General features: G+C 45.1%; 18 protein-coding genes. 10 read left to right on the top strand and 8 right to left on the bottom strand.

The features are described from left to right. Positions 1-93 precede the first annotated feature (93 nt). The gene (locus tag EPX21_RS17105; RefSeq protein ID WP_134090903.1) at positions 94-990 is read right to left on the bottom strand and encodes a hypothetical protein; all 897 of its coding nucleotides are present in this window, start codon (positions 988-990) and stop codon (positions 94-96) included. 74 nt (positions 991-1,064) lie between these two features. On the opposite strand from EPX21_RS17105, the gene EPX21_RS17100 reads away from it, so the two are divergent. After that, positions 1,065-2,393, top strand: a complete 1,329-nt coding sequence (locus EPX21_RS17100) for an MBL fold metallo-hydrolase (protein ID WP_134090902.1) — start codon at positions 1,065-1,067, stop codon at positions 2,391-2,393. 33 nt (positions 2,394-2,426) lie between these two features. After that, a complete protein-coding gene (gene mnmD, locus EPX21_RS17095; protein WP_134090901.1) occupies positions 2,427-3,101 on the top strand; it encodes a tRNA (5-methylaminomethyl-2-thiouridine)(34)-methyltransferase MnmD in 675 nt (224 codons plus the stop codon). Between the two features lie 101 nt (positions 3,102-3,202). Here the strand turns inward: mnmD and EPX21_RS17090 are convergent, their stop codons facing one another. The 3 genes from EPX21_RS17090 to proS form a co-directional block, all read right to left on the bottom strand. After that, a complete protein-coding gene (locus EPX21_RS17090) occupies positions 3,203-4,066 on the bottom strand; it encodes a TIGR02757 family protein (RefSeq protein ID WP_134090900.1) in 864 nt (287 codons plus the stop codon). A 104-nt stretch (positions 4,067-4,170) separates the two neighbouring features. Continuing rightward, complete coding sequence (locus EPX21_RS17085; protein ID WP_255502218.1) at positions 4,171-5,334, bottom strand: cystathionine gamma-synthase; 1,164 nt, start codon at positions 5,332-5,334, stop codon at positions 4,171-4,173. 56 nt (positions 5,335-5,390) lie between these two features. Beyond that, positions 5,391-6,863, bottom strand: a complete 1,473-nt coding sequence (gene proS, locus EPX21_RS17080) for a proline--tRNA ligase (protein WP_134090898.1) — start codon at positions 6,861-6,863, stop codon at positions 5,391-5,393. A 230-nt stretch (positions 6,864-7,093) separates the two neighbouring features. Here proS and EPX21_RS17075 point away from each other — a divergent pair, with 230 nt between their 5' ends. The 3 genes from EPX21_RS17075 to EPX21_RS17065 all read left to right on the top strand — a co-directional run bounded on the left by EPX21_RS17075 (position 7,094) and on the right by EPX21_RS17065 (position 10,556). After that, a complete protein-coding gene (locus EPX21_RS17075) occupies positions 7,094-8,260 on the top strand; it encodes a hypothetical protein (RefSeq protein WP_134090897.1) in 1,167 nt (388 codons plus the stop codon). Between the two features lie 101 nt (positions 8,261-8,361). Beyond that, positions 8,362-9,900 carry an OmpP1/FadL family transporter gene (locus EPX21_RS17070; RefSeq protein ID WP_134090896.1) on the top strand — a complete coding sequence of 513 codons (1,539 nt, stop codon included), beginning with the start codon at positions 8,362-8,364 and terminating at the stop codon, positions 9,898-9,900. 191 nt (positions 9,901-10,091) lie between these two features. Beyond that, a complete protein-coding gene (locus EPX21_RS17065) occupies positions 10,092-10,556 on the top strand; it encodes an SRPBCC domain-containing protein (RefSeq protein WP_134090895.1) in 465 nt (154 codons plus the stop codon). A 184-nt stretch (positions 10,557-10,740) separates the two neighbouring features. Here the strand turns inward: EPX21_RS17065 and EPX21_RS17060 are convergent, their stop codons facing one another. Continuing rightward, a complete protein-coding gene (locus tag EPX21_RS17060) occupies positions 10,741-11,220 on the bottom strand; it encodes a Dps family protein (protein ID WP_134090894.1) in 480 nt (159 codons plus the stop codon). A 92-nt stretch (positions 11,221-11,312) separates the two neighbouring features. Next, positions 11,313-12,689, bottom strand: a complete 1,377-nt coding sequence (locus EPX21_RS17055; RefSeq protein ID WP_134090893.1) for a nodulation protein NfeD — start codon at positions 12,687-12,689, stop codon at positions 11,313-11,315. 143 nt (positions 12,690-12,832) lie between these two features. Here EPX21_RS17055 and EPX21_RS17050 point away from each other — a divergent pair, with 143 nt between their 5' ends. From EPX21_RS17050 to EPX21_RS17040, 3 genes are all read left to right on the top strand, one after another. Beyond that, positions 12,833-13,576, top strand: coding sequence for a DUF4905 domain-containing protein (locus tag EPX21_RS17050; RefSeq protein WP_134090892.1), 744 nt, complete (start codon positions 12,833-12,835; stop codon positions 13,574-13,576). 11 nt (positions 13,577-13,587) lie between these two features. After that, positions 13,588-14,544 carry a LysM peptidoglycan-binding domain-containing protein gene (locus EPX21_RS17045; protein WP_134090891.1) on the top strand — a complete coding sequence of 319 codons (957 nt, stop codon included), beginning with the start codon at positions 13,588-13,590 and terminating at the stop codon, positions 14,542-14,544. A 233-nt stretch (positions 14,545-14,777) separates the two neighbouring features. After that, positions 14,778-15,410, top strand: a complete 633-nt coding sequence (locus EPX21_RS17040; protein WP_134090890.1) for a uridine kinase — start codon at positions 14,778-14,780, stop codon at positions 15,408-15,410. Positions 15,411-15,784: 374 nt separating this feature from the next. Here EPX21_RS17040 and EPX21_RS17035 read toward each other — a convergent pair whose 3' ends face one another. Then, positions 15,785-18,157: an endonuclease MutS2 gene (locus EPX21_RS17035; RefSeq protein WP_134090889.1), complete on the bottom strand. Its 2,373-nt coding sequence runs from the start codon at positions 18,155-18,157 to the stop codon at positions 15,785-15,787. 72 nt (positions 18,158-18,229) lie between these two features. After that, positions 18,230-18,847, bottom strand: a complete 618-nt coding sequence (locus EPX21_RS17030; protein ID WP_134090888.1) for a DUF4296 domain-containing protein — start codon at positions 18,845-18,847, stop codon at positions 18,230-18,232. 119 nt (positions 18,848-18,966) lie between these two features. Between EPX21_RS17030 and EPX21_RS17025 the strand changes: the two genes are divergently transcribed. Next, positions 18,967-19,632 (top strand): YggS family pyridoxal phosphate-dependent enzyme, encoded by a 666-nt coding sequence (locus EPX21_RS17025; RefSeq protein WP_134090887.1) that lies wholly within the window; start codon positions 18,967-18,969, stop codon positions 19,630-19,632. Between the two features lie 35 nt (positions 19,633-19,667). Next, positions 19,668-20,111 carry a GNAT family N-acetyltransferase gene (locus tag EPX21_RS17020; protein ID WP_134090886.1) on the top strand — a complete coding sequence of 148 codons (444 nt, stop codon included), beginning with the start codon at positions 19,668-19,670 and terminating at the stop codon, positions 20,109-20,111. The last annotated feature ends 57 nt before the right edge of the window (positions 20,112-20,168 follow it).

Here is a 20,168-nt window from a genome sequence, read left to right as displayed (position 1 = left end):
AACTCCTCTGGAGTTTCCCACATTCCAACATCTTAATCAACAACAATAAAAGTGTCTACTTTTTTTAGGACATGACAAAGAGGAATTTAAGGCCTATTGCCTATTGCCAATAGCTGTCTTTCTCTCATAAAAATAGAGGTGTGCCGGTAAACCGAAAGGCCGCTCGCTTACGGTGAAATAACCGGAACTGTCCCGGGCGAAGGCGATGGCCTCACCTTGCGCTTCGGCTTCATAGGGTTGTATCGCTCCTTCCTGTTGGAACATTTCGGGAATTGATTGCCCCGGTTTACGCTTCCAGTAATAAACATTTAACAGATTTTTGATGAGAACTTCATTGCCGTCAGAAGAGATGTCTGCACTTGTAATAAACGTATAAGGAATGGAAATGCGCTTTCTTAAGGTGATTGTGTCGGCAGCCTGCTTATTAGGCAGCACGGCTTCATACAGCCCCACATGCAGGTCGCGCTTACTAATAATATAAAGCTTTTGATCGACGGGGTCGAAAAACAAAGACTCCGCATCTTTGGGGCCGTCCTCATAACGTAGGGTGTAGGTAGTAATTGATTGGGCAGGGATCGTGTCGATCGTGCGGCCTTGGCCTTCAAAAAGAGGCTCCTCGACCTTATGCACGTAAATGTTAGCATGCCGTCCCAGGTTATCGCCAATATCGCCCACTAATAAATAAGATTTTTCCCCTTCTTTCATCGAAGCAATATCTTCCCAATCGCGCGCTTCCACGCCCTCCAAATAATAAGTCGCCCGATAAGCAGCGCTACTATCCAGCAAAAACAGACGGGCTTCATCCCCACTGTCGTTATGCGTCCAAAAATAACCTGGGTGATTGACGCTACATACCAAACCGGAAGCTTCATCAATAGCGTCATAATCGACCCGCCCCTTGTCGATGGCTTTTCCGAACTCCCCTTCCTCCACCCGGCAAAATACCGCCAGCAAGAAAGAGATACCGATCATATGAATAATTAGTCGCATTGCACTCTTATTTGACAATTTAACGGCTGCCCACCCTGATCATTTTTTGTACCTTTGCAAATATCTTGGTTGACATGCATATAAAACAATTTTACGACAGCGGACTGGCCCAGGCTTCATACGCTATTAGCAGCAACAACGAAATCGTACTGATTGACCCCGCTAGAGATCCCGAGCCATACCTCGCCTTTGCGAGAGAAAACCATGCCAAAATTATCGGTATTATTGAAACGCATCCCCATGCCGATTTTGTAAGCAGCCACCTGGAACTCTATAACCGTACAGGCGCTCCTATTTATACAAGTAAACTGGTAGGTGCCGACTATCCACATCAGCCCTTCGATGAAGGCGATAGTATCCGCATCGGTCATCATAAGTTAAGCGCCCTGAATACACCCGGACATTCACCCGACAGTATTTGCGTGCTGCTAACCGATGAGGATGGAAACGAACAGGCTCTGTTTACCGGCGACACGCTATTTGTGGGGGACGTAGGACGGCCTGATCTGCGCGAAAATGTTGGAAATATGCATGCAAAAGCAGCGGAGCTAGCCAAAGCGATGTACCTTTCTTTGCGCGATAAGATCATGACACTACCGCCACATGTAAGGGTTTATCCTGCCCATGGCGCCGGCTCGCTCTGTGGCAAAAATATGAGTACAGAATTAGAGAGTACAATCGGTAAAGAACTGAAGGACAACCCGGCCCTGCAAGAAATGCAAGAAGAGGACTTTATTAAGTTCTTAACCGCTGATCAGCCCTTTATTCCTAAATATTTCATGCTCGACGTTGCATTGAATCGCTTAGGAGCCCCCGATTTAGAAGCCAGTCTATCCCACGTTATACGAACGGAGGAATCCGAAATTGAAAACACAACAGCCTTAATCATAGACGCTCGGCCCGCCGGCGCATTTAAAGCCGGCCATTATCCGCAGGCCATCAACATTCCCGATGGCACTAAATTCGAAACCTGGGTGGGTAGCATTATCGCGCCGGGCGAATCCTTTTATTTGCTTGTCGAGCAGGAACGCTTAGCGAACACCTTGCTACGTAAATTGGCAAAAATAGGTTATGAAAGCCAATGTAAGGGTTACCTCACCAGCTTTACCGCGAGTAAAACGAGTCCAACTTTCGATCTATCTTCGTTTCGGAAAAATGAAAATGCGTTTACCATTATTGATATCCGCAACGATAGCGAAGTAAGCGAAGGTTCCTTATTCAAAGAGGCCATCCATATACCCTTGCCCCGATTACGCGAATCCTTACCGGTAATTCCGGATGACAAGCCAATTGTGGTACATTGCGCCGGAGGTTATCGCTCGGCTATCGGCTCCAGTATTATTGCCCCTAGCGTAGGCGTTCCCGTATATGATTTGAGCACGGCAGTAAACGAGTTTACATAAACATCCAGTCGCCCATTGGCGTAACCTGACAACATGAATTTTGTAACAACAGCCGATGGTTCGAAAACCATCTTCCATGAAGCGATAGGCGAACATTATCACTCTAAACACGGAGCGGTACAGGAAAGTAAGCATGTATTTTTAAGTTCGGGACTCAAATACTTTTTGGAACAGACGGAAAACCGCTCGACAGACAGCGTTTCCATCTTAGAAGTGGGATTTGGCACCGGACTCAATTTTTTGTTGACGGCCGACTACTGTTACCAAAAAAGTCTCACATTAAGCTATACCGGTATAGAAGCCTTTCCGCTTGAACCGGATATGATCAAACAAACGGGATACGAAAAGGAAGTGGAAACCACTCTTTGGCAATCTTTTTCGGATCAGTATACGAAAGCTTTAACGACTCCCCAGCACTTGGCAAATGGCATCACCTGGTCAATAGCCCACAAACGCGCCCTCGATTTTGATAGCCAGCAGCGTTTTGACATTATTTATTTTGATGCCTTCGCCGCCGTTCATCAACCCGAGATGTGGGGCTTGGAAACGCTGGCACATGTATGCTCGTTTTTAAACCGAGGCGGGGTGTTTGTAACCTATGCCATCACCGGCAACCTGAAACGCATCATGAAAAGTATCGGTTTCTCCATTGAAAAAGCACCCGGGGCACCCGGGAAAAGGGAAATGTTACGGGCGGTGAAGGTGTAGTTATTTGTTGTTCGTCATCTAATATAGTTATCAGTTGCCAGTTATCAGTTGCCGGTCATCAAATACAGTTCTACGAACAACTATCATCAAACAACCAACAACTATAATTCCCCTTCCACTCCCAGTCCGAATAAAGCGAAATCATACTTCACAGGGTCACTGGCGTCCAATAAACGAAGGTTGTTGGTCAACTCTACAGCGGTTTGCCAATCCGTCTGCTTACGCGCAATCAGTCCGAGATGCCTAGCGACCCGTTCAACATGCACATCACATGGACAAATAAGTTCGTGCATCCGTATCCGCGTCCAGATACCGAAGTCGACGCCTTGCTGATCTTGACGAACCATCCACCGTAAAAACATATTTAATCGCTTGCAAGTCGACTTTTGCGCAGGCGAACTGATATGCTTTCTCGTGCGGGTGGGATAGTCGGGCAGACTGAAAAAATAGCTTCGGAACCGATTCAGCGCGCTCTCTATTTTTAGCGGAAACCGCGTTATTTCGGCTTGATAGCAAACGTTAGTAGACGTTACCTCAGCCTCTAAATCGGTCCGTTCCTCCATTAGATAAGCATCGTTAAATTCAGCGCTCCTTGATCCAGGCAAAAAAGCATCTTCCAAAGAATCACAACGTTGATAATGCGCGCTGAAAAAGCTGACAAAATACAGGAGATCCGTATCGTTAAAGGTACGGTGTTTGAAACCTATTAATTGTTTGAGGTCGCTGTCGCTATGCCCTTTAATGAATTCATAGGGCTTCCCATCCATGCGATCAATTAACTCACGACATTTATTGATAATGGTTTTCCGCTGCCCCCAAGCTAATATCGCCGCAAAAAAGCCCATGATCTCCCTATCCTGCTTCATTGAAAACTGATGGGGAATACAAATAGGATCGTTCTCAATGAAGCCGGGCTGATTATATTGCTCCACCTTACGATCGAGGAAGTCTTTCAAGTTTAACATATATTAGCTATTAGCCCTTTTGTTAGCTTTCAGTCTTCAGTTATCAGTTATTCTCGTTTTTATTTAGCTAATCTCGTTTCAACTTAAAACATATAACTTGCTACTTATAACGCAAGAGCTTGCTTCAAATCCTCCAATAAATCTTCGATGTCCTCCACCCCTACGCTGATCCGAATTAGATTGTCGACCACCCCGACCTTCTCCCGCACTTCCCGTGGAATCGAACCATGCGTCATGGTAGCGGGATGATTGATCAAGGACTCTACTCCACCAAGTGATTCCGCCAGGGAGAATACCTTGAAAGACGAGGCCACTTTGAAAGTATCCTGCAGAGAAGCGTCCTTTAATACAATGGAAATCATCCCACCGAAGTCACGCATCTGCTTTTTTGCCACCAAATGGTTCGGATGATCTTCAAAGCCCGGCCAGTATACTTTTTCAATTCGTGGATGATTTCGCAAAAAATGTGCTACCTGTCGCCCATTCTCGCAATGCGCCTTCATACGAAGATGTAAAGTCTTAATTCCACGAAGCGCTAAAAAGCTATCCTGCGGCCCGGGCGTGCCGCCGCAAGCATTATAGTAAAAAAACAGTCGTTTATAGAGTTCCTCGTTGTTGGTCACCAACGCACCCATCACCACGTCGCTATGCCCAGCGATATACTTGGTAACCGAATGCATGACAATATCAGCCCCCAAATCAATGGGATTTTGCAGATAAGGAGAAGCGAAGGTATTGTCAACCACATATAAAACACCCGCCTCTTTAGCCACCGCACCTACCGCCTCGATGTCGATGATCTGCATCGTCGGATTCGTAGGCGTCTCGATCCATATGAGTTTTGTGTTCTCATTCAAATGCGATCGAATAGCTTCCGGATTGCTTAAATCAACAAAGTGAAATTTAATGCCGAGTTGCTCATATACCTTGGTGAAAATGCGGTAAGAACCACCATACAAATCGTTACCCGTAACAACCTCATCGCCAGATTGTAACAGACGGAGCACCGTATCCGTAGCCGCCATACCGCTCGAGAAAGCCAAACCAAAGCGGGCATTTTCCAAAGCAGCAAGGCAATCTTCCAAAGCTTTTCGGGTAGGATTGGTACCACGGGAATACTCATAGCCTTTATGTTCGCCCGGCGACTGCTGCCAGTAAGTGGATGTTTGATAAATCGGTGTCATCACCGCCCCGGTCGTTGGGTCGGGGTGTTGCCCCGCATGTATAGCTTTTGTTGCGAATTTCATTTTATTTTGGTTGTGAGTTATGGGTTGTGAGTTACCTGTCTATCACTCATAACAGGCAACGGACAACTGACAACTAATTAATAAGCCTTGGCAAACAACACTCTTTGTTTAGAGGGTTTACCTGTAAATATACACGTTCCTTCCTCTTCTTTATTGTTCAGGGGAATACAACGGATGGTGGCTTTCGTTTCTTCCTTTACTCTTTTTTCTGTTTCGACAGTACCGTCCCAGTGGGCCGCAATAAAGCCGCCTTTCTCTTCCAATACCTTTTTGAATTCCTCATAGGAATCTACTTCGGTAATATGCGTGTCGCGGTAGCTTAAAGCCTTTTCATAAATATTTTTCTGAATATTGCTAAGCAGCTGTTCGATCGTATCTGCCAAGCCGTCCTGCGATACGGTTTCTTTTGTCTGCTTATCTCTTCGGGCAAGCTCCACCGTACCCTGCTGTAGATCGCGGGCACCTACCGCTACCCGAACCGGCACCCCCTTAAGTTCCCACTCGGCAAATTTAAATCCGGGCCGTTGTGTATCCCGATCATCGTATTTAACCGAAATTCCCTTTTGCTTCAACTGCGCAATTAGGTCGTCGGCCAGCGCACCGATTTGTTGGCTCTCTTCTTCCGTTTTATAAATCGGTACAATCACCACCTGTATAGGTGCCAATTTCGGAGGCAATACCAAACCCGCATCATCCGAATGTGCCATAATGAGTGCTCCCATTAAGCGGGTAGACACCCCCCATGAAGTAGCCCAAACATAATCGAGCTTTCCTTCTTTAGAAGTGAACTTAACGTCAAAAGCCTTGGCAAAGTTTTGCCCTAAAAAATGGGACGTTCCGGCCTGTAAGGCTTTCCCATCCTGCATAAGTGCTTCAATACAATAAGTATCTAAGGCACCGGCGAAACGTTCGTTTTCCGTCTTTTTACCGCGCACTACGGGTAATGCCATCCAATCTTCAGCGAAAGTGGCGTATACATTTAACATGCGTTCTGTTTCTTCAACGGCTTCTTGGCTGGTGGCGTGTGCAGTGTGCCCTTCCTGCCATAAAAATTCTGCTGTGCGTAAAAATAGCCGCGTGCGCATCTCCCACCGTACAACGTTGGCCCACTGGTTCACGAGAATAGGAAGATCGCGATAAGACTGAATCCACCCTTTATAAGTATTCCATATAATCGTTTCCGAAGTCGGACGCACAATGAGCTCTTCTTCCAATTTCGCTTCCTCATCTACAACGATCTGCCCGCTTCCGTCGTTCTTCAACCGGTAATGTGTCACAACGGCACATTCCGTGGCAAAACCTTCGACATGAGACGCCTCTTTTGAAAAAAATGACTTTGGTATGAAAAGCGGAAAATAAGCGTTGCTGTGTCCCGTATCTTTAAACATTTGATCCAGTGCGGCCTGCATTTTTTCCCAAATAGCATAGCCGTATGGCTTAATTACCATACATCCGCGTACAGCGGAATGCTCTGCCAAATCGGCCTTATTTACTAGCTCATTGTACCATTGTGAATAATCTTCATTTCTGCTGGTTATACCTTTACTCATTGTTGTATGTTTGGAATAAAAATTGTGCTTTAATATAGAAAGCAAAAGGAATTGTTAAAATTTGTTAAAAATGTTAAAATCGCTATAAAGTTACTTCCATTTTGCGAATGTAAGGATTATTAAATTATTTTTGTAGCAGACGCATTTTTACAACCGTTTACCTATTAAACCTTTTTGTTTGAACGGTGTCTAAATTGTAAAGACCACAAGATTATTTGAAAGGAAAAGCAATGAAAAGTAAACCATTAATAACCAAAGGTGCCATATTGGTGGGCGCGCTGTCATTAGGAGCTTGCGCTACCAGTCAATATGCACAAAATACTTTTCAGGATGATGTTTACGGAGGGAAGACAAAAGCCAAAGAAATAGCCTATCGTAGTCCAGACTACTACGATGAGTATGCCGAGCCAGCAGAAGGTTACGATGAATATGCAGACACGGATACCGACGCTTATGCTGACCAATATGAAGATCAAAATGAAAGGTATTACGACGACGAGTATGCGGACAGCTACGGCGACGCCTATGCGGACGAATATAGCGACTCGGAGTATGCCAATCGTATCAACCGTTTTTACTATGCCACGCCGGGCATGACTTATTATGATCCGTTTTTCGACCCATGGTTCGGCTACGCCGGATGGGGTGGCGGTTTCGGTTTAGGTTTTGGCTGGAGAAGCGGCTGGGGTTGGGGCGGTGGCTTCGGCTGGGGCGGCTATTGGGGCAACCCATACTATGCCGGCGGCTGGGGTGGCTGGTATTCCCCTTGGTGGGGCCCTTACTCCTATTACGGCGCCGGCTGGGGCTGGGGCGGAGGCTATTGGGGTGGCGGCTGGGGCTACCCAGGTTGGGGTGCTGGCTACATAAGCCGTAGAAACTACGCACCAAGATCCTATGCTGACAACTACAGAGGCTCAAGATCGTCTATAACCCGAGTTAACAGAGGTGTCACCGGAAGAGTTGCATCCAGCGGCTCGAGATCGGCTAGAGGAGTAGTTTCTGGCGGATCGGCTTCAAGTTATAGAGGCCGAGGCGGTCGAACAGCATCCGGCGCAAATGTTAATACTTCGAGAGGTACGTCCTACAACGGTTCAGCTAGAGGCCAAGGTAGCAGACCCGCAATTAGCCGACCCGGTTATGGAACATCTGAAAGATCATCTAGGCCTGGTTATTCTCGTCCAGCTACAACAGGTTCTCGGCCTAATGTCAACAGACCGTCCGGATCTTATTCCAGACCTGCTCGGCCGACTGCCAGACCAAACGAGTCGTCTCGTCCTACAACAAGACCATCTTATACACCAGCTCCAAGTCGTTCCTCAGGAGGATTTAGTGGCGGTGGAATGAGCAGAGGCGGCGGTGGGTCGTCCAGTTCATCCAGAGGTCGTGGTGGACGGTAATCTAAAGTAAAGCCGACCTTTTTTGAGCAAGCGATTCAAAAATAGTCGGCTTTATTATACAACTTAATAGCATTCCATTTATTACTAAAAATTTACTTCTCATGAACAATAAGAAATTAGCAACTTTTTGTCTGTTTTTATGCATGGCAGTTGCTTCTAGGGGCCAAAATTTGGACGAGTCGCTTTTATTCTCTCAATATGAGCAAGGCGCTACGGCCCGATTTAAAGCGATGGGAAATGCACAAACGGCGCTCGGAGGAGATATTAGCAATATCGCCGGCAACCCCGCCGGACTTGGCTTTTTCTCCAATTCAGACATAAGTTTATCGCTGGATTATTTTGGTGATAAAAATAAAGCCACTTATTTTGGTTCTCAAACCGAAAGCACCCGAGATCGCTTTGGTTTGAATCAATTAGGTATAGTTTTCAACATGCCGTCCATGCGCGCAAGAGGAGCGAATCTCGATCAAGGCTGGCTCAACTTCAATATCGGGATTAGTTATAATAAAACCAACAGCTTTATCTCGAATTTAAATTATTCCGGACAAAACAACGAGTCAACTATTGCAGATTATATGGCAGATCCCAGGACGGGTGTCGCTCACGATTTTGGCTGGGATGCTGGTTTGGTTGACATTGGAGCCGACAATCTTTATTTCCCCATGGGCGTTCCGAACAATACACAGCGCTCTTTCACCCAAACTAAGGGATCGCAGTCGGAAACAAATTTATCGTTTGGCGCTAACTACAGCAACAAATTGTACCTCGGTGCTTCCGTAGCCTTTTCTTCAATCGACCAGCGATCATACAGGCGCTTTGAAGAAGATGGGTACCTGTACGCTGCTGAAGATAATGTGGTTGACGCAGGCTCTCGTTTCCTTAATCCACAGCAAGGTTCTAACGATCCGCGTTTTTACAACGAGCTATTAAACTCTGATTATTATTATGACGATGACTTTGAAGGGCATACAAGAGGTGCAGGTGTCAATGTGAAACTCGGCTTAATTTATCGTCCTACAGACATTATACGCATCGGACTTTCTGCTACGACACCAACTTGGTACAACATGTCAACCGATTATTCAGATTACTATGGTATAACGAACTTCCACCCCGAAACGGGCGCCGAAATCTCGTGGTATGAATATGAACCGGAATATAACTCATACGACTACAACCTGAGGACACCTTACCGTGTAAATGGTGGCATCTCTGCTGTATTTAGTAAAGGGCTAATCAGTGCTGATGTCGAATTCATCAATTATAAAAGCATGAAGATCACTACAGATATCGCCGATCTTGATATGAGTTATGCGGAAGATATAAAAAACACCTATAAAGGCGCCGTTAACCTAAAAGTAGGTGGTGAATACGTAGTAACTCCTCAATTTATGGTACGTGCGGGCTACAACCATACTGGGAATCCTTACGAGAATATAGATTATAAGGCGCAGTCAATTACCGGCGGTATAGGTTTTCGTTTTGGCAACTACTACGTCGATGCTACCTATCAAAATTGGCGGCAAGAATACGACACAACGCCATATGCCTTAGCGGCTGATTATTACGTCTCCTCCCCTATAGCCAGCGTTAAAAACACACGCAACAACGTATTTTTAACCTTAGGCGCTAAGTTTTAAAATATACTCATCAGGTATCAGTGAGGGCTAGCCACGGAAATGGCTAGCCCTCTTCCGTTGATAGAACTCGGACACCCAACATAGACGATAACCTATCAACAGCTTATTAAAGCCTCCAAACCAATTATGCCCTCACTTGTTAGCATAAGTAGAGATAAGTTCAAGTTATTTACGTACCTGCAGCAATTGATATGAGAGATATCCAAAAGAAGATCATGTTTGATGCCTCCTTAAAGAAGTCCTTGGAGATCTTTTTAAGTGACCTAGGCAGCTGGTGGCCGAAGGAATATACCTGGTCAAAAGAAGAGCTGGTAGCCCTAAAAGTGAACCCAACCGTAAACGGATTCTTTACCGAAATCGGCCCCTATGGATTTCAGTGCGATTGGGGCCGAATTATTAACTTTGAGGAACAGGCCTTTACTTTTCTTTGGCAGATGGGCCCCGACCGCGTACCTGAACCTAACCCCGATAAGGCCAGCGAAGTGGAGATTTCCTTTAGTGAAGATGATGGTTATACGACGATGATTTTAACACACAGAAACTTCGCAAAACACGGCGAAAAAGGCGGCGCTTACCAGGAAATGATGGATGCCCCTGAAGGCTGGGATTATATTTTGGCTTGTTTCGTTGAACATCTGCTAACTAAAACGCCCTAAGAGTGCATTTATCAAGCTTTTCCTGTACGCTAATTTAATCCCGAGGACGAGGCCAGGCCTATTAATCCTAGACGATTGCAGTACCTAAGCTTTCAGATAGGGAAAATAGATAATAAAAAGCGTCCCTGCCTGTACTAGGCAGGGACGCTTCTGCGTTCCAGTCAAATGCTCGACCAACCGGCACTTATCTTTTATTAAGGAAGGCTCTCAGCATCCAATTCTGCTTTTCGTTGAATTGCATAAAAGCATTCACCATATCGTTTGATCCTTCGTCGTTCGCAGCGTCTGTGATTTCCAGCAAATCTCTCTGCAAGCCAATCAACACTTCCAGGTCTTCAACCACCGCTTTTACCAAATCCACATCCGACATACCAATGGTATCGATTTCTTTGATTTCGGCCGTTTCCAAATAATCCTGATATCTGCTGAGGGGCGATTTACCTAAAGTCAAAATGCGCTCTGCAAGTTCATCAATTGTGGTAATAGCATTATTATATAACTCCTCGAACTTGGCATGTAGCGTAAAAAAGTGCGAACCTCTTACATTCCAGTGGCAGCCACGTAGCTTTTGATAATGTACGTGGTAATTTGCTAACAAATCATTTAAGTGATCTACAACCGGTCTTAATTTTTTTTCTTCTAAACTTATTGCGTTTGCATTCATAACGTGTGTATTTTTATTATTGTCGTTCTATTATGAGGATTCGGAGCCAGACTAACAGAAACACGATTATAACGTTTTATTCCCACATTTGTTTAGTACACCTGGTCTTCCTTTTTCTTTCTGACAAATAAATTATAGTTCTCGTGCTTTTCTACATAAACAACGCTACCCTTCTCAATAAATCCATCCAAGGCCACCGCGTCGTACCATTTTCCTTCGATCTCTATTTTGCCCGACGGGCGTAAGTCCGTTTTGGTGAGGCCTTCTTTATTGATCAAATCGACGTTTTTCACGGAAGAGACATAGCCTCGGCCCGACTGCTGTTCGTCGGTCAATACCAGTCGTCGGAAGGCGCTCGACCGTAAAACGCTTTTGCCGAAAATGACGCAAAGAATAATAGCGGCAACCGTAGCCGCAATAACAATAATAAACGATGACATAACTTGATTAGGTTCTACGGGTTGGAAGTTGAAATTTTCATTGGGCACCATGCTGAAAGTCAGACCGCACAGCACCGCGATTATACCAAGAATGCCTGCCACACCAAAGCCCGGGATCACAAAGATTTCGAGCAAGAGCAACACAATACCTGCTGCAAACAAGGCAATTTCCCAATGGTCTGCTAAACCTTGTATATAAAGTGGGGCGAAAAATAAAAGGCCAGCAACAATGGCTACGACCAAAGCAAAACCAATTCCCGGTGTCTGCATCTCGAAATAGATGCCACCAATAATCAGCAATATCAGCACACTGCTAACAGCGGGATTAATAAGAAAGTCAATGACCGTATCCACCCAAGTGCGCTGGTAGCGCGTTAACGACGCTCCCTGCAGCTTCTCTTTAGCCAATATTTCGGTGGAACCGGCCACTTCTCCATCGATTATACCGATTCGCAAGGCTTCATCTGTTGTTAATGTCAACACTTTACCGGGTTCCTTTAATTCCGGCAATACCACATCCGGATCCACAAAGGCTTCCGCCACACGTGGGTCTCTCCCCTTTGCTTCTGCCGTTGCCCGCATCAAACTGCGCATATACGATTGATACTTCTCCGGCATCACTTCACCTTGCGGATTAACAACGCTCGCCGCCCCCATACTGGCACCCGCCACCATATAGATTTTATCGCAGGCTATCGCCACCAAAGCACCGGCGGACGCGGCATTGTGATTAATAAAAGCAATGGTAGTCATCTTTGATTCGAGTATCTTGGTGCGGATGGAATCGGCATAATTCAGCATCCCCCCATAGGTATTGATTTCAATTAAGATATAGCTTGCTCCCTTTTCCTGCGCTTCAGCAAAGGCTCTTTCCGTTTTACGCCAAGCTGCAGGTCCTATTTCGTCATTTAGGTGATACTGATAAACTGTTGGCGCTTGAAGTACGTTCCCCAAGCTAAAAACGGGTAAAAACAGAACCATTAGTAACCCAAGTGGAAGCCACCTTAATACGCTTTCTTTTCTTATCATAAAATGTCTTCTTTATTTATTCCGTTAATCATTGGCAAAAGCATTTTCGCATGGTCTTTCAAAGCGATTTGTCTATAAAGATACTTATTTTAGCCGAGTTAAATAAAGCGATTTACCAGTAGCTTCACAAACGACTTCATATCATGACAAAAGCTTTCTCTCATATATACGACGGTTCCATCTGGAAAATGGACATACAGGAAGCGGCGGGTTTATTTGCCATCGAATGGCGCGATCAAGAGGGGTCACCTTATTTTTCGGTCATTCACTACCCAAGCGGCAGGGTATTATCGGATCATATTCAATACGGCGATCGGTGGTGGACCCTGGCGGCCGTAAGCGACAAGCAACTCCTTCTCCAACATTATCCGCAACCGGAACAGGGACAAACGCAGGGACTTATTGCGATCGATGTCCATACGAAGGAAGTGCTGTGGGAACAGTTTAACGTCCACTTTATCGAGTTAACAAAAGAAGGAATTGCGGTTAAGCAAGCCTTCTCCAACATCAATAAGGTCAATCTCCTCGAGACCTCCTCCGGGCAACTGCTTCAGCACAACCTCTCCCTCGAAACCTTAACAGCCCTACCAAGAACCGTACGCTCCGCCTCGGCCGTAACAACGGCCCCCACTGTTCCGCTAACAAGCGATTTAGTAGGCCCCTATTTTTACCTGGAACAGGACGGAAAAGAGCTCTGGGGCTATCACGAAAAAAAAGACGCACATTTCCGCCTCATGTTAGCAGTCGTCCAGAACGGCCTGATTCTTCATCAAAGCTGTTTGGTAGATCAGCTGCGTTATTTGTTGCCGGAAGTGTTTTTTGTCGTAAACCAACAATTGTTTTTTATCCGGAATAATAAACGGGAAATTGTTTCGTATTTTGTATAATTGTATTGCATATGAAGAATAAGAAAATAGTTAAAGGACTCGGCCTAACCGTTGCCTGTGTCCTTACCGGTAGTGTTGTTTTTGCAAATCCAGTCACAAGGGATTCGATAGGGGTTGAAAATCAGAATGGTAAAAAAGTAATCTTACATAAATTGCAGCCTAAGGAATCTTATTATTCACTTAGTCGTAAATACAACTTAAACGCGAAGGAGATTATTGCTTTCAATGCCAACAAAGCCCTTAAGGCGGGCGATGTGGTTAAAATACCCACCAATAAGTCATTTGAAGGCGCTGTAACGCGTACTGCAAGCAGCCAAACGCCGGCTTCAAATCCGCCCGTGGATGGTGGAGCGACGATCAGCACACAAGCAACCGATTTTATCGAATACAAGGTGGGCACCAAAGAAACCCTCTTTTCCATCTCCAAGCGCTTCGGAGTAAGCGTTGATGCCATCAAACAGGCAAACAGCTTAACCGATAATGCACTGCAAGCCGGGCAGTTGATCAAAATCCCGAATACCTCGGTGGAAGCAGCAGCAGCCAATCCGTCGGTAGCCAAAAAAGTGATCAGCAATGAAGAATTAAATAGTGTATCGGGAGAAACCGGACAAGAAGTAGCTAGTAACAGCTCCGAGGCAATGGAACCTGAGCCGACCGAAACCGCGAAAGAAGACAGTACGCCGGCCAATCGCTATGGCATCAAGCAAGTAAATGCCAGCGGCATCGGCATCTGGATGGACGACCTGAACGGTGAGACCGGTAAGATGCTTGCCCTACATAATTCAGCTCCGGTAGGCACGGTGGTAAAAATAACCAATCCCATGACCAACCGAACTACCTATGCCAAGGTAGTAGGTAAATATAACGAGACTTCCGAAAACAAAGATGCGATCATCGTTATCTCAAAGTCCGTAGCATCGCTCATCGGCGTAATCGACAGAAGGTTTCGGGTAAATATTTCTTATTAACGGAGCCGCTTATTGCATCATACGGCATAAGTTTTAAGCCGACACACATCTCTCCCCGCTCGCTGGGCAGGGAGAGATTTCGGTAAATACAATAGCTTGCTCGACTTCGCTCAAAATGAAACAAACTGAATAGTCTTAAACATCCCATTTGCCGTTTTGACACTAAAAATTACAAAGTTTTATTTATTTTTGCGCGATAAAAATCAACATATCAAAGGCGCAAAGCACAAAAAATGGCGAAAAAACCTTACGTTATCGGTATAGCTGGCAGCAGCGGTTCTGGAAAAACGTTCTTTCTAAAATGTTTCCTCAATCATTTCAAAGAACACGAAGTAACCTTAATTTCGCAGGACGACTATTATATACCCGCCAATACCAAAACGCAGGAAGAAAATAAACTTTATAATTTCGATGTTCCTGAAGCGATCAACCTAGATCTTTTCTACCAAGACATCAGTGCCTTAATTGCAGGTAAAACAGTTTTCAAAGAAGAATATACCTTTAATAATCCGGCCATCACACCGAAAATGCTGGAGATTAAGCCCGCTCCTTTGCTCATTGTTGAAGGACTGTTTATCTTTCATTTTGATGAAATCAATACCCTGTTGGATGAGCGCATCTTCCTCCATGCAGATGAACATATCGCACTTCAACGCCGACTCAAAAGAGATTTGATCGAACGAGGCTATTCCGAAGAAGACGTCAAATACAAATGGTATAACCATGTACTCCCTAGTTTCGAGACCTATCTATTTCCTTACAAAGCAGCATGCGACCAGGTCATCGAAAACAACGAAGATGATACGGCGATGATGATACGGGTTACCGACGAAATTTCTGCTCGGTTAAGGGAAGCGTTGTTTTAAGCCATAGGCTTTAGGCGGTAGGCAGTAGGCAGTAGGCTATATGCAATAGGCTGTAAGCTTTAGGCATGACACTAACAACTGAAAACTGAAAACCGGCAACCCACAACCGGCAACTAACAACCTTTCTCAAAAAACATTTAGAATTATTTTAAATAATACTTACCTTTGAAGCCGTAAATTGATGAAGATGAAGGTATTGAATATTTTTGAGCTGAATGAGGTGCAAAATGGCTGTCCCTTAGACCCGGAAAACCACAAGGGATTCAATCCCTACACCTGCTGCGATTTCAAAAAATGTTGTAAAAAATACAAAAAGGGAAAACGTTGCAAAAAGTGCCCAGATAGGTAAGTAATTAGCCCCTTATAAAAAGAGGCTAATTCAGATAAACGTAGGTGATCCCATCTCCCCCACGATCCGCATGTTCATCTTCCATCCGATTTACCTCTGTATACTTCCGCAGATAATCACGTATCATTTTTCTCAGAATACCATCGCCCTTTCCGTGGATAAGTTTTAAGCTCGGATAGCCCAACATAATGGCTTTATCCAAATGCTTCTCAATGGCCTGAATAGCGTCTTCCGTCCGCATTCCTCTCACATCCAGTTCGGGGTAAAAGCCGCTTAGCTCTTCCGTCGCTGTGCTGCTATGCGATTTACGGATTGCCTTCGGCACCTCCTTCGAAGCTACCTTCTCCACCCGCTTTCTTTTTACCACCGATCGCAGATCGCCCATCGCCAAAATTAAATTGTCTTTCGCCACCTCCAACACCTGGGCAACATTCCCTGATTCCACAATCTTCACCCAATCGCCCGCTTTGATTTCCTGACTAACGGCCGCCTGCGGCGCCTCTTTCGCTTTTGGTTCCGCTACCTGGTGGCGTTGCAACTCCTGCTGCAAGTGTTGCCTTACCGCTCTCGTCTTTTCCTTATCGGCCTTGCTCTCCCTAATTTCAGCGATGGTATTTTCCACCAACTTATTGGCGCTTTTTATAATCTCCTGCGCTTCCAGCTTCGCCTGTTTAAGAATCGCCTTCTTATTCTCATCTAAATAACGCTGTATGGCCTGCGTATCCGCTTGTAACTTATTAAGCGCCGATTCCCTTTTTTCTACCGATCGCTTGGTATCCAAAATTGTTTTCTTCTCCCGCTCCAAATCCACCAATAAGGTATCCACCCGTTTTTGCTGTGCACCAATTTTTTGTTTCGCCGCCTGCAGTACCTCCGTTGGCAGTCCGATTTTTTGTGCAATTTCAAAGGCGTAAGAGCTGCCCGGCTTACCAATTTCCAATATATAAAGCGGGCGCATCGCAGCATTATCAAAAAGCATCGATGCATTTTCCAAGCCCTCTGTGGCATTTGCAAAGTTCTTCAGGTTGGAGTAGTGGGTAGTGATCACCCCTCTTATTTTTTTGCGGTTTAGCACTTCAAGCACCGCCTCTGCAATCGGCCCTCCGAATTGCGGATCGGTTCCCGTACCAAATTCGTCGATGATGACTAAGGTTCTGCCATTGGCATGTTCCGTAAAGTACTTCATCTTCGAGAGATGCGCGCTATAGGTACTCAAATCACTTTCAATCGACTGATCATCGCCAATATCGGCAAAGAACTGTTTAAAAATCCCCACGGTAGACGACTCATCCGCAGGAATCAACAGGCCGGCCTGAGCCATAAGCTGCAGCAGTCCGATCGTTTTCATGGCCACCGACTTCCCACCGGCATTCGGTCCAGACACCACAATTACCCGCTGCTGCTGGTCTATTTTCACATTCAGCGGCACCACGGTTTGCTTCTCCTTCTTAAAATTGAGCAGCAAGAGTGGATGCCGGGCATTAATCAGTTCGAGCGAAGCTTCTTTCGACAATTGCGGCATATCCGCTTCCAGCTCCATGGCAAACAGTGCCTTCGCGCGTACAAAATCCAGTTTACTGAGCAATCCGTGATAAGATAATAAGAGCGGAATATTCGGCCGAAGACTGTCGGTAAGTGCTATCAAAATACGCACAACCTCTCGTCGCTTATCAAATTCCAGGTCGCGCACCCGGTTATTCAAATGAAACACCTCTTCCGGCTCTATAAAAACTGTTTGTCCGGTAGCCGACTCATCGTGGATGAAGCCCTTCAATTTCCGCTTATTCTCGGCCAATAAAGGAATACATAAACGTCCATCGCGCACCGTCAGGTTCCCATCGGCAGTCCAACCGCTTCCCTGTGCACTTTTAAAAACCTGATCAATCCGTTTACGCGCCTCCTGTTCGGCTTTGGCAATACTGGCAATAATATCGGCCAGCTCAGGCGAAGCCGTCGCTTTAATCTTACCTTTAACGTCAATAACCCGCTCGATCGCATTCACGATCCCCTTTTCAATGGGCAAATGCTCAAATAAAGCTTCCAAATTGGGGTAAAGTCCACTGCGGTCGTTGAAATAGCGGATAACCGCAAATACCGTTTTCAGCGATAGCAGTACATGAAAAAATTCCTCCTCAGTCAAAAAAACACCCTCCACCCGGGCCTTCTCCGCCAGGGCCCGCATGGGGTATAAATGTTCAATTGGTAAGGGAGCGTCGTTCTGTAAGATCTCCTTAAATTCATACGTTTGGCGCATAAATTTATTGATCTGGTCAAACTGATGCATCGGCTGGATCTTGTCCACCATCTGCCTTCCCATCTCACTGAGGCAATATGTTTTTATAAGTGCTTTGATTTCGGTAAAACCTAATTTATCAACAGCATTTTCAGGGTATATCATGTTATCCTTCCTATAGGTATTCAGCCACCTCTACAATGACAGCGAGTTGCTGAAGCCACATAAAAAAATCATTTATTCAACCGGATCCGAATTTATCAACGAATCTACTGGCATCAACAATTCGGTTAATTCGTTGTTTCCGTCGGGGATATAGAGCCAGCGTTTTACGAGGGCGTTTTCGAGGGGTAGCGACCAAGGTTTCGGCTTTAATTGAGTGGAGTCGGCATTTTTCCAGTAAAGCAAATGCTTAGTTAGCTGCAAATTCAACGAATCGCTTTGTATCTTATCCACGCTATCCCTAACCGAAGCGTTCTGTATGGAATCAGCCACGAAAGCCTCTTTCATCTTAGCGTCTACAATAGCTTGTTCTCGTGTTTGATATTGCTGCAACCTTCTTTGTACCTCTGCGTAAATTTGGTTCAGCTCTCCCGGTTTTCTGGAATAGAAAATTAAAGTTTTATGAAATCCGGCAGAATCCGTATTATATTTCTTAAAGACCGACGCATAATAGTTTTTAGCCATTAAGCGGGATGAATCCATCGGTAAGGAGGAGATATAGCCCTCCGCTAAATGGAAATCACACAAAAGTGGAACCAGCTGCTTTTTAGCAATAACTCCATCAGGCACCTCCTCTTTATTACAAGCCACCAACAAAAACACTGAAAGAATTACTATTAATAACCGAGTCATTTCTTTAAATTCGCACAAACTTAGATAAAATGCTTTTCATATGCAATTTGTGCGGTCATATGTCCATAGCAGGCAGGCATTTACTTTATCAAACATAACGAAAAGCGAAACATACAGCAATGAGTGTTAGTGATAATTTATTAAAAATCAAGCAAGAAATAGAAGCCCTTGGCGTGACCCTGATTGCGGTTTCAAAAACCAAACCAGTAACAACCATTCAGGAAGCATATGATGCCGGGCAGCGCGTTTTTGGCGAAAACCAGGTGCAGGAACTGCGGGAAAAATACGAAGCCCTACCAAAAGATATCGACTGGCATATGATTGGCCATTTGCAAAGCAATAAAGTCAAATACATTGCGCCTTTTATCAAACTCATCCATTCGGTAGACAGCTTAAAACTTTTGCAGGAAATCAACAAGCAGGCCTTAAAAAATGAGCGGGTGATCGACTGCCTTTTGCAGATTTACATTGCCGATGAAGAAACCAAGTTTGGCCTGGCCTATGATGAGGCCATTGAATTGTTACGATCCGACGATTTCTCCGATCTTAAGAATATCCGCATTGTCGGTTTGATGGGAATTGCCACCAATACGGATAACGAAAAGGTAGTCAAGGAAGAGTTTTACGAACTGAAAACCTTATTTAAGGGCATCAAGTCGAGCTTTTTCCGAAAAGATGATTACTTTAAGGAATTATCTATGGGGATGTCTTCCGATTACAAAATCGCCATTGAACAGGGAAGTACGATGATCAGGCTCGGGAGCACCATCTTCGGAGCACGATAAAATTGGTCATAAAACTAAACCAACGACAGATACGCATGAATATCCGTAAAGCACGAAAAGAAGATTGTCCACGAATTTTGGAATTGATACAGGAACTGGCGCTGTACGAGAAAGCACCGGAAGAGGTAACGGTTACCTTGGAAGAGATGGAAGAAGCCGGCTTTGGCAACAAGCCGGTATGGGAAGCTTACGTAGCCGAACTGGATGGTACCATACACGGCATTGCCTTGTATTATATACGTTATTCCACCTGGAAAGGGAGAAGAATTTACTTAGAGGATTTAATCGTTACCGAAAAAATGCGCGGTAAAGGGATCGGCAAGCTTTTATTCGATCAGGTGGTTGAAGAGGCGCGAAGCAAAGGCTATAGCGGCATGGTGTGGCAAGTGTTGGACTGGAACGAACCGGCCATCAACTTTTATAAAAAGTACCAAGCCACGTTCGACTCCGGGTGGATCAACGTCTCCATAAACAATTAACCTAGCTACCTTGTTACTATAGTTTAAATTGCCAATTTGTTCCTTTTTTACGTTTAA

Source organism: Olivibacter sp. XZL3, assembly GCF_004368405.1.
Taxonomy (GTDB): Bacteria; Bacteroidota; Bacteroidia; order Sphingobacteriales; family Sphingobacteriaceae; genus Olivibacter.
The sequence above is the reverse complement of the archived record's forward strand: the minus strand, read 5'-3'. Positions and strand labels throughout refer to the sequence as shown.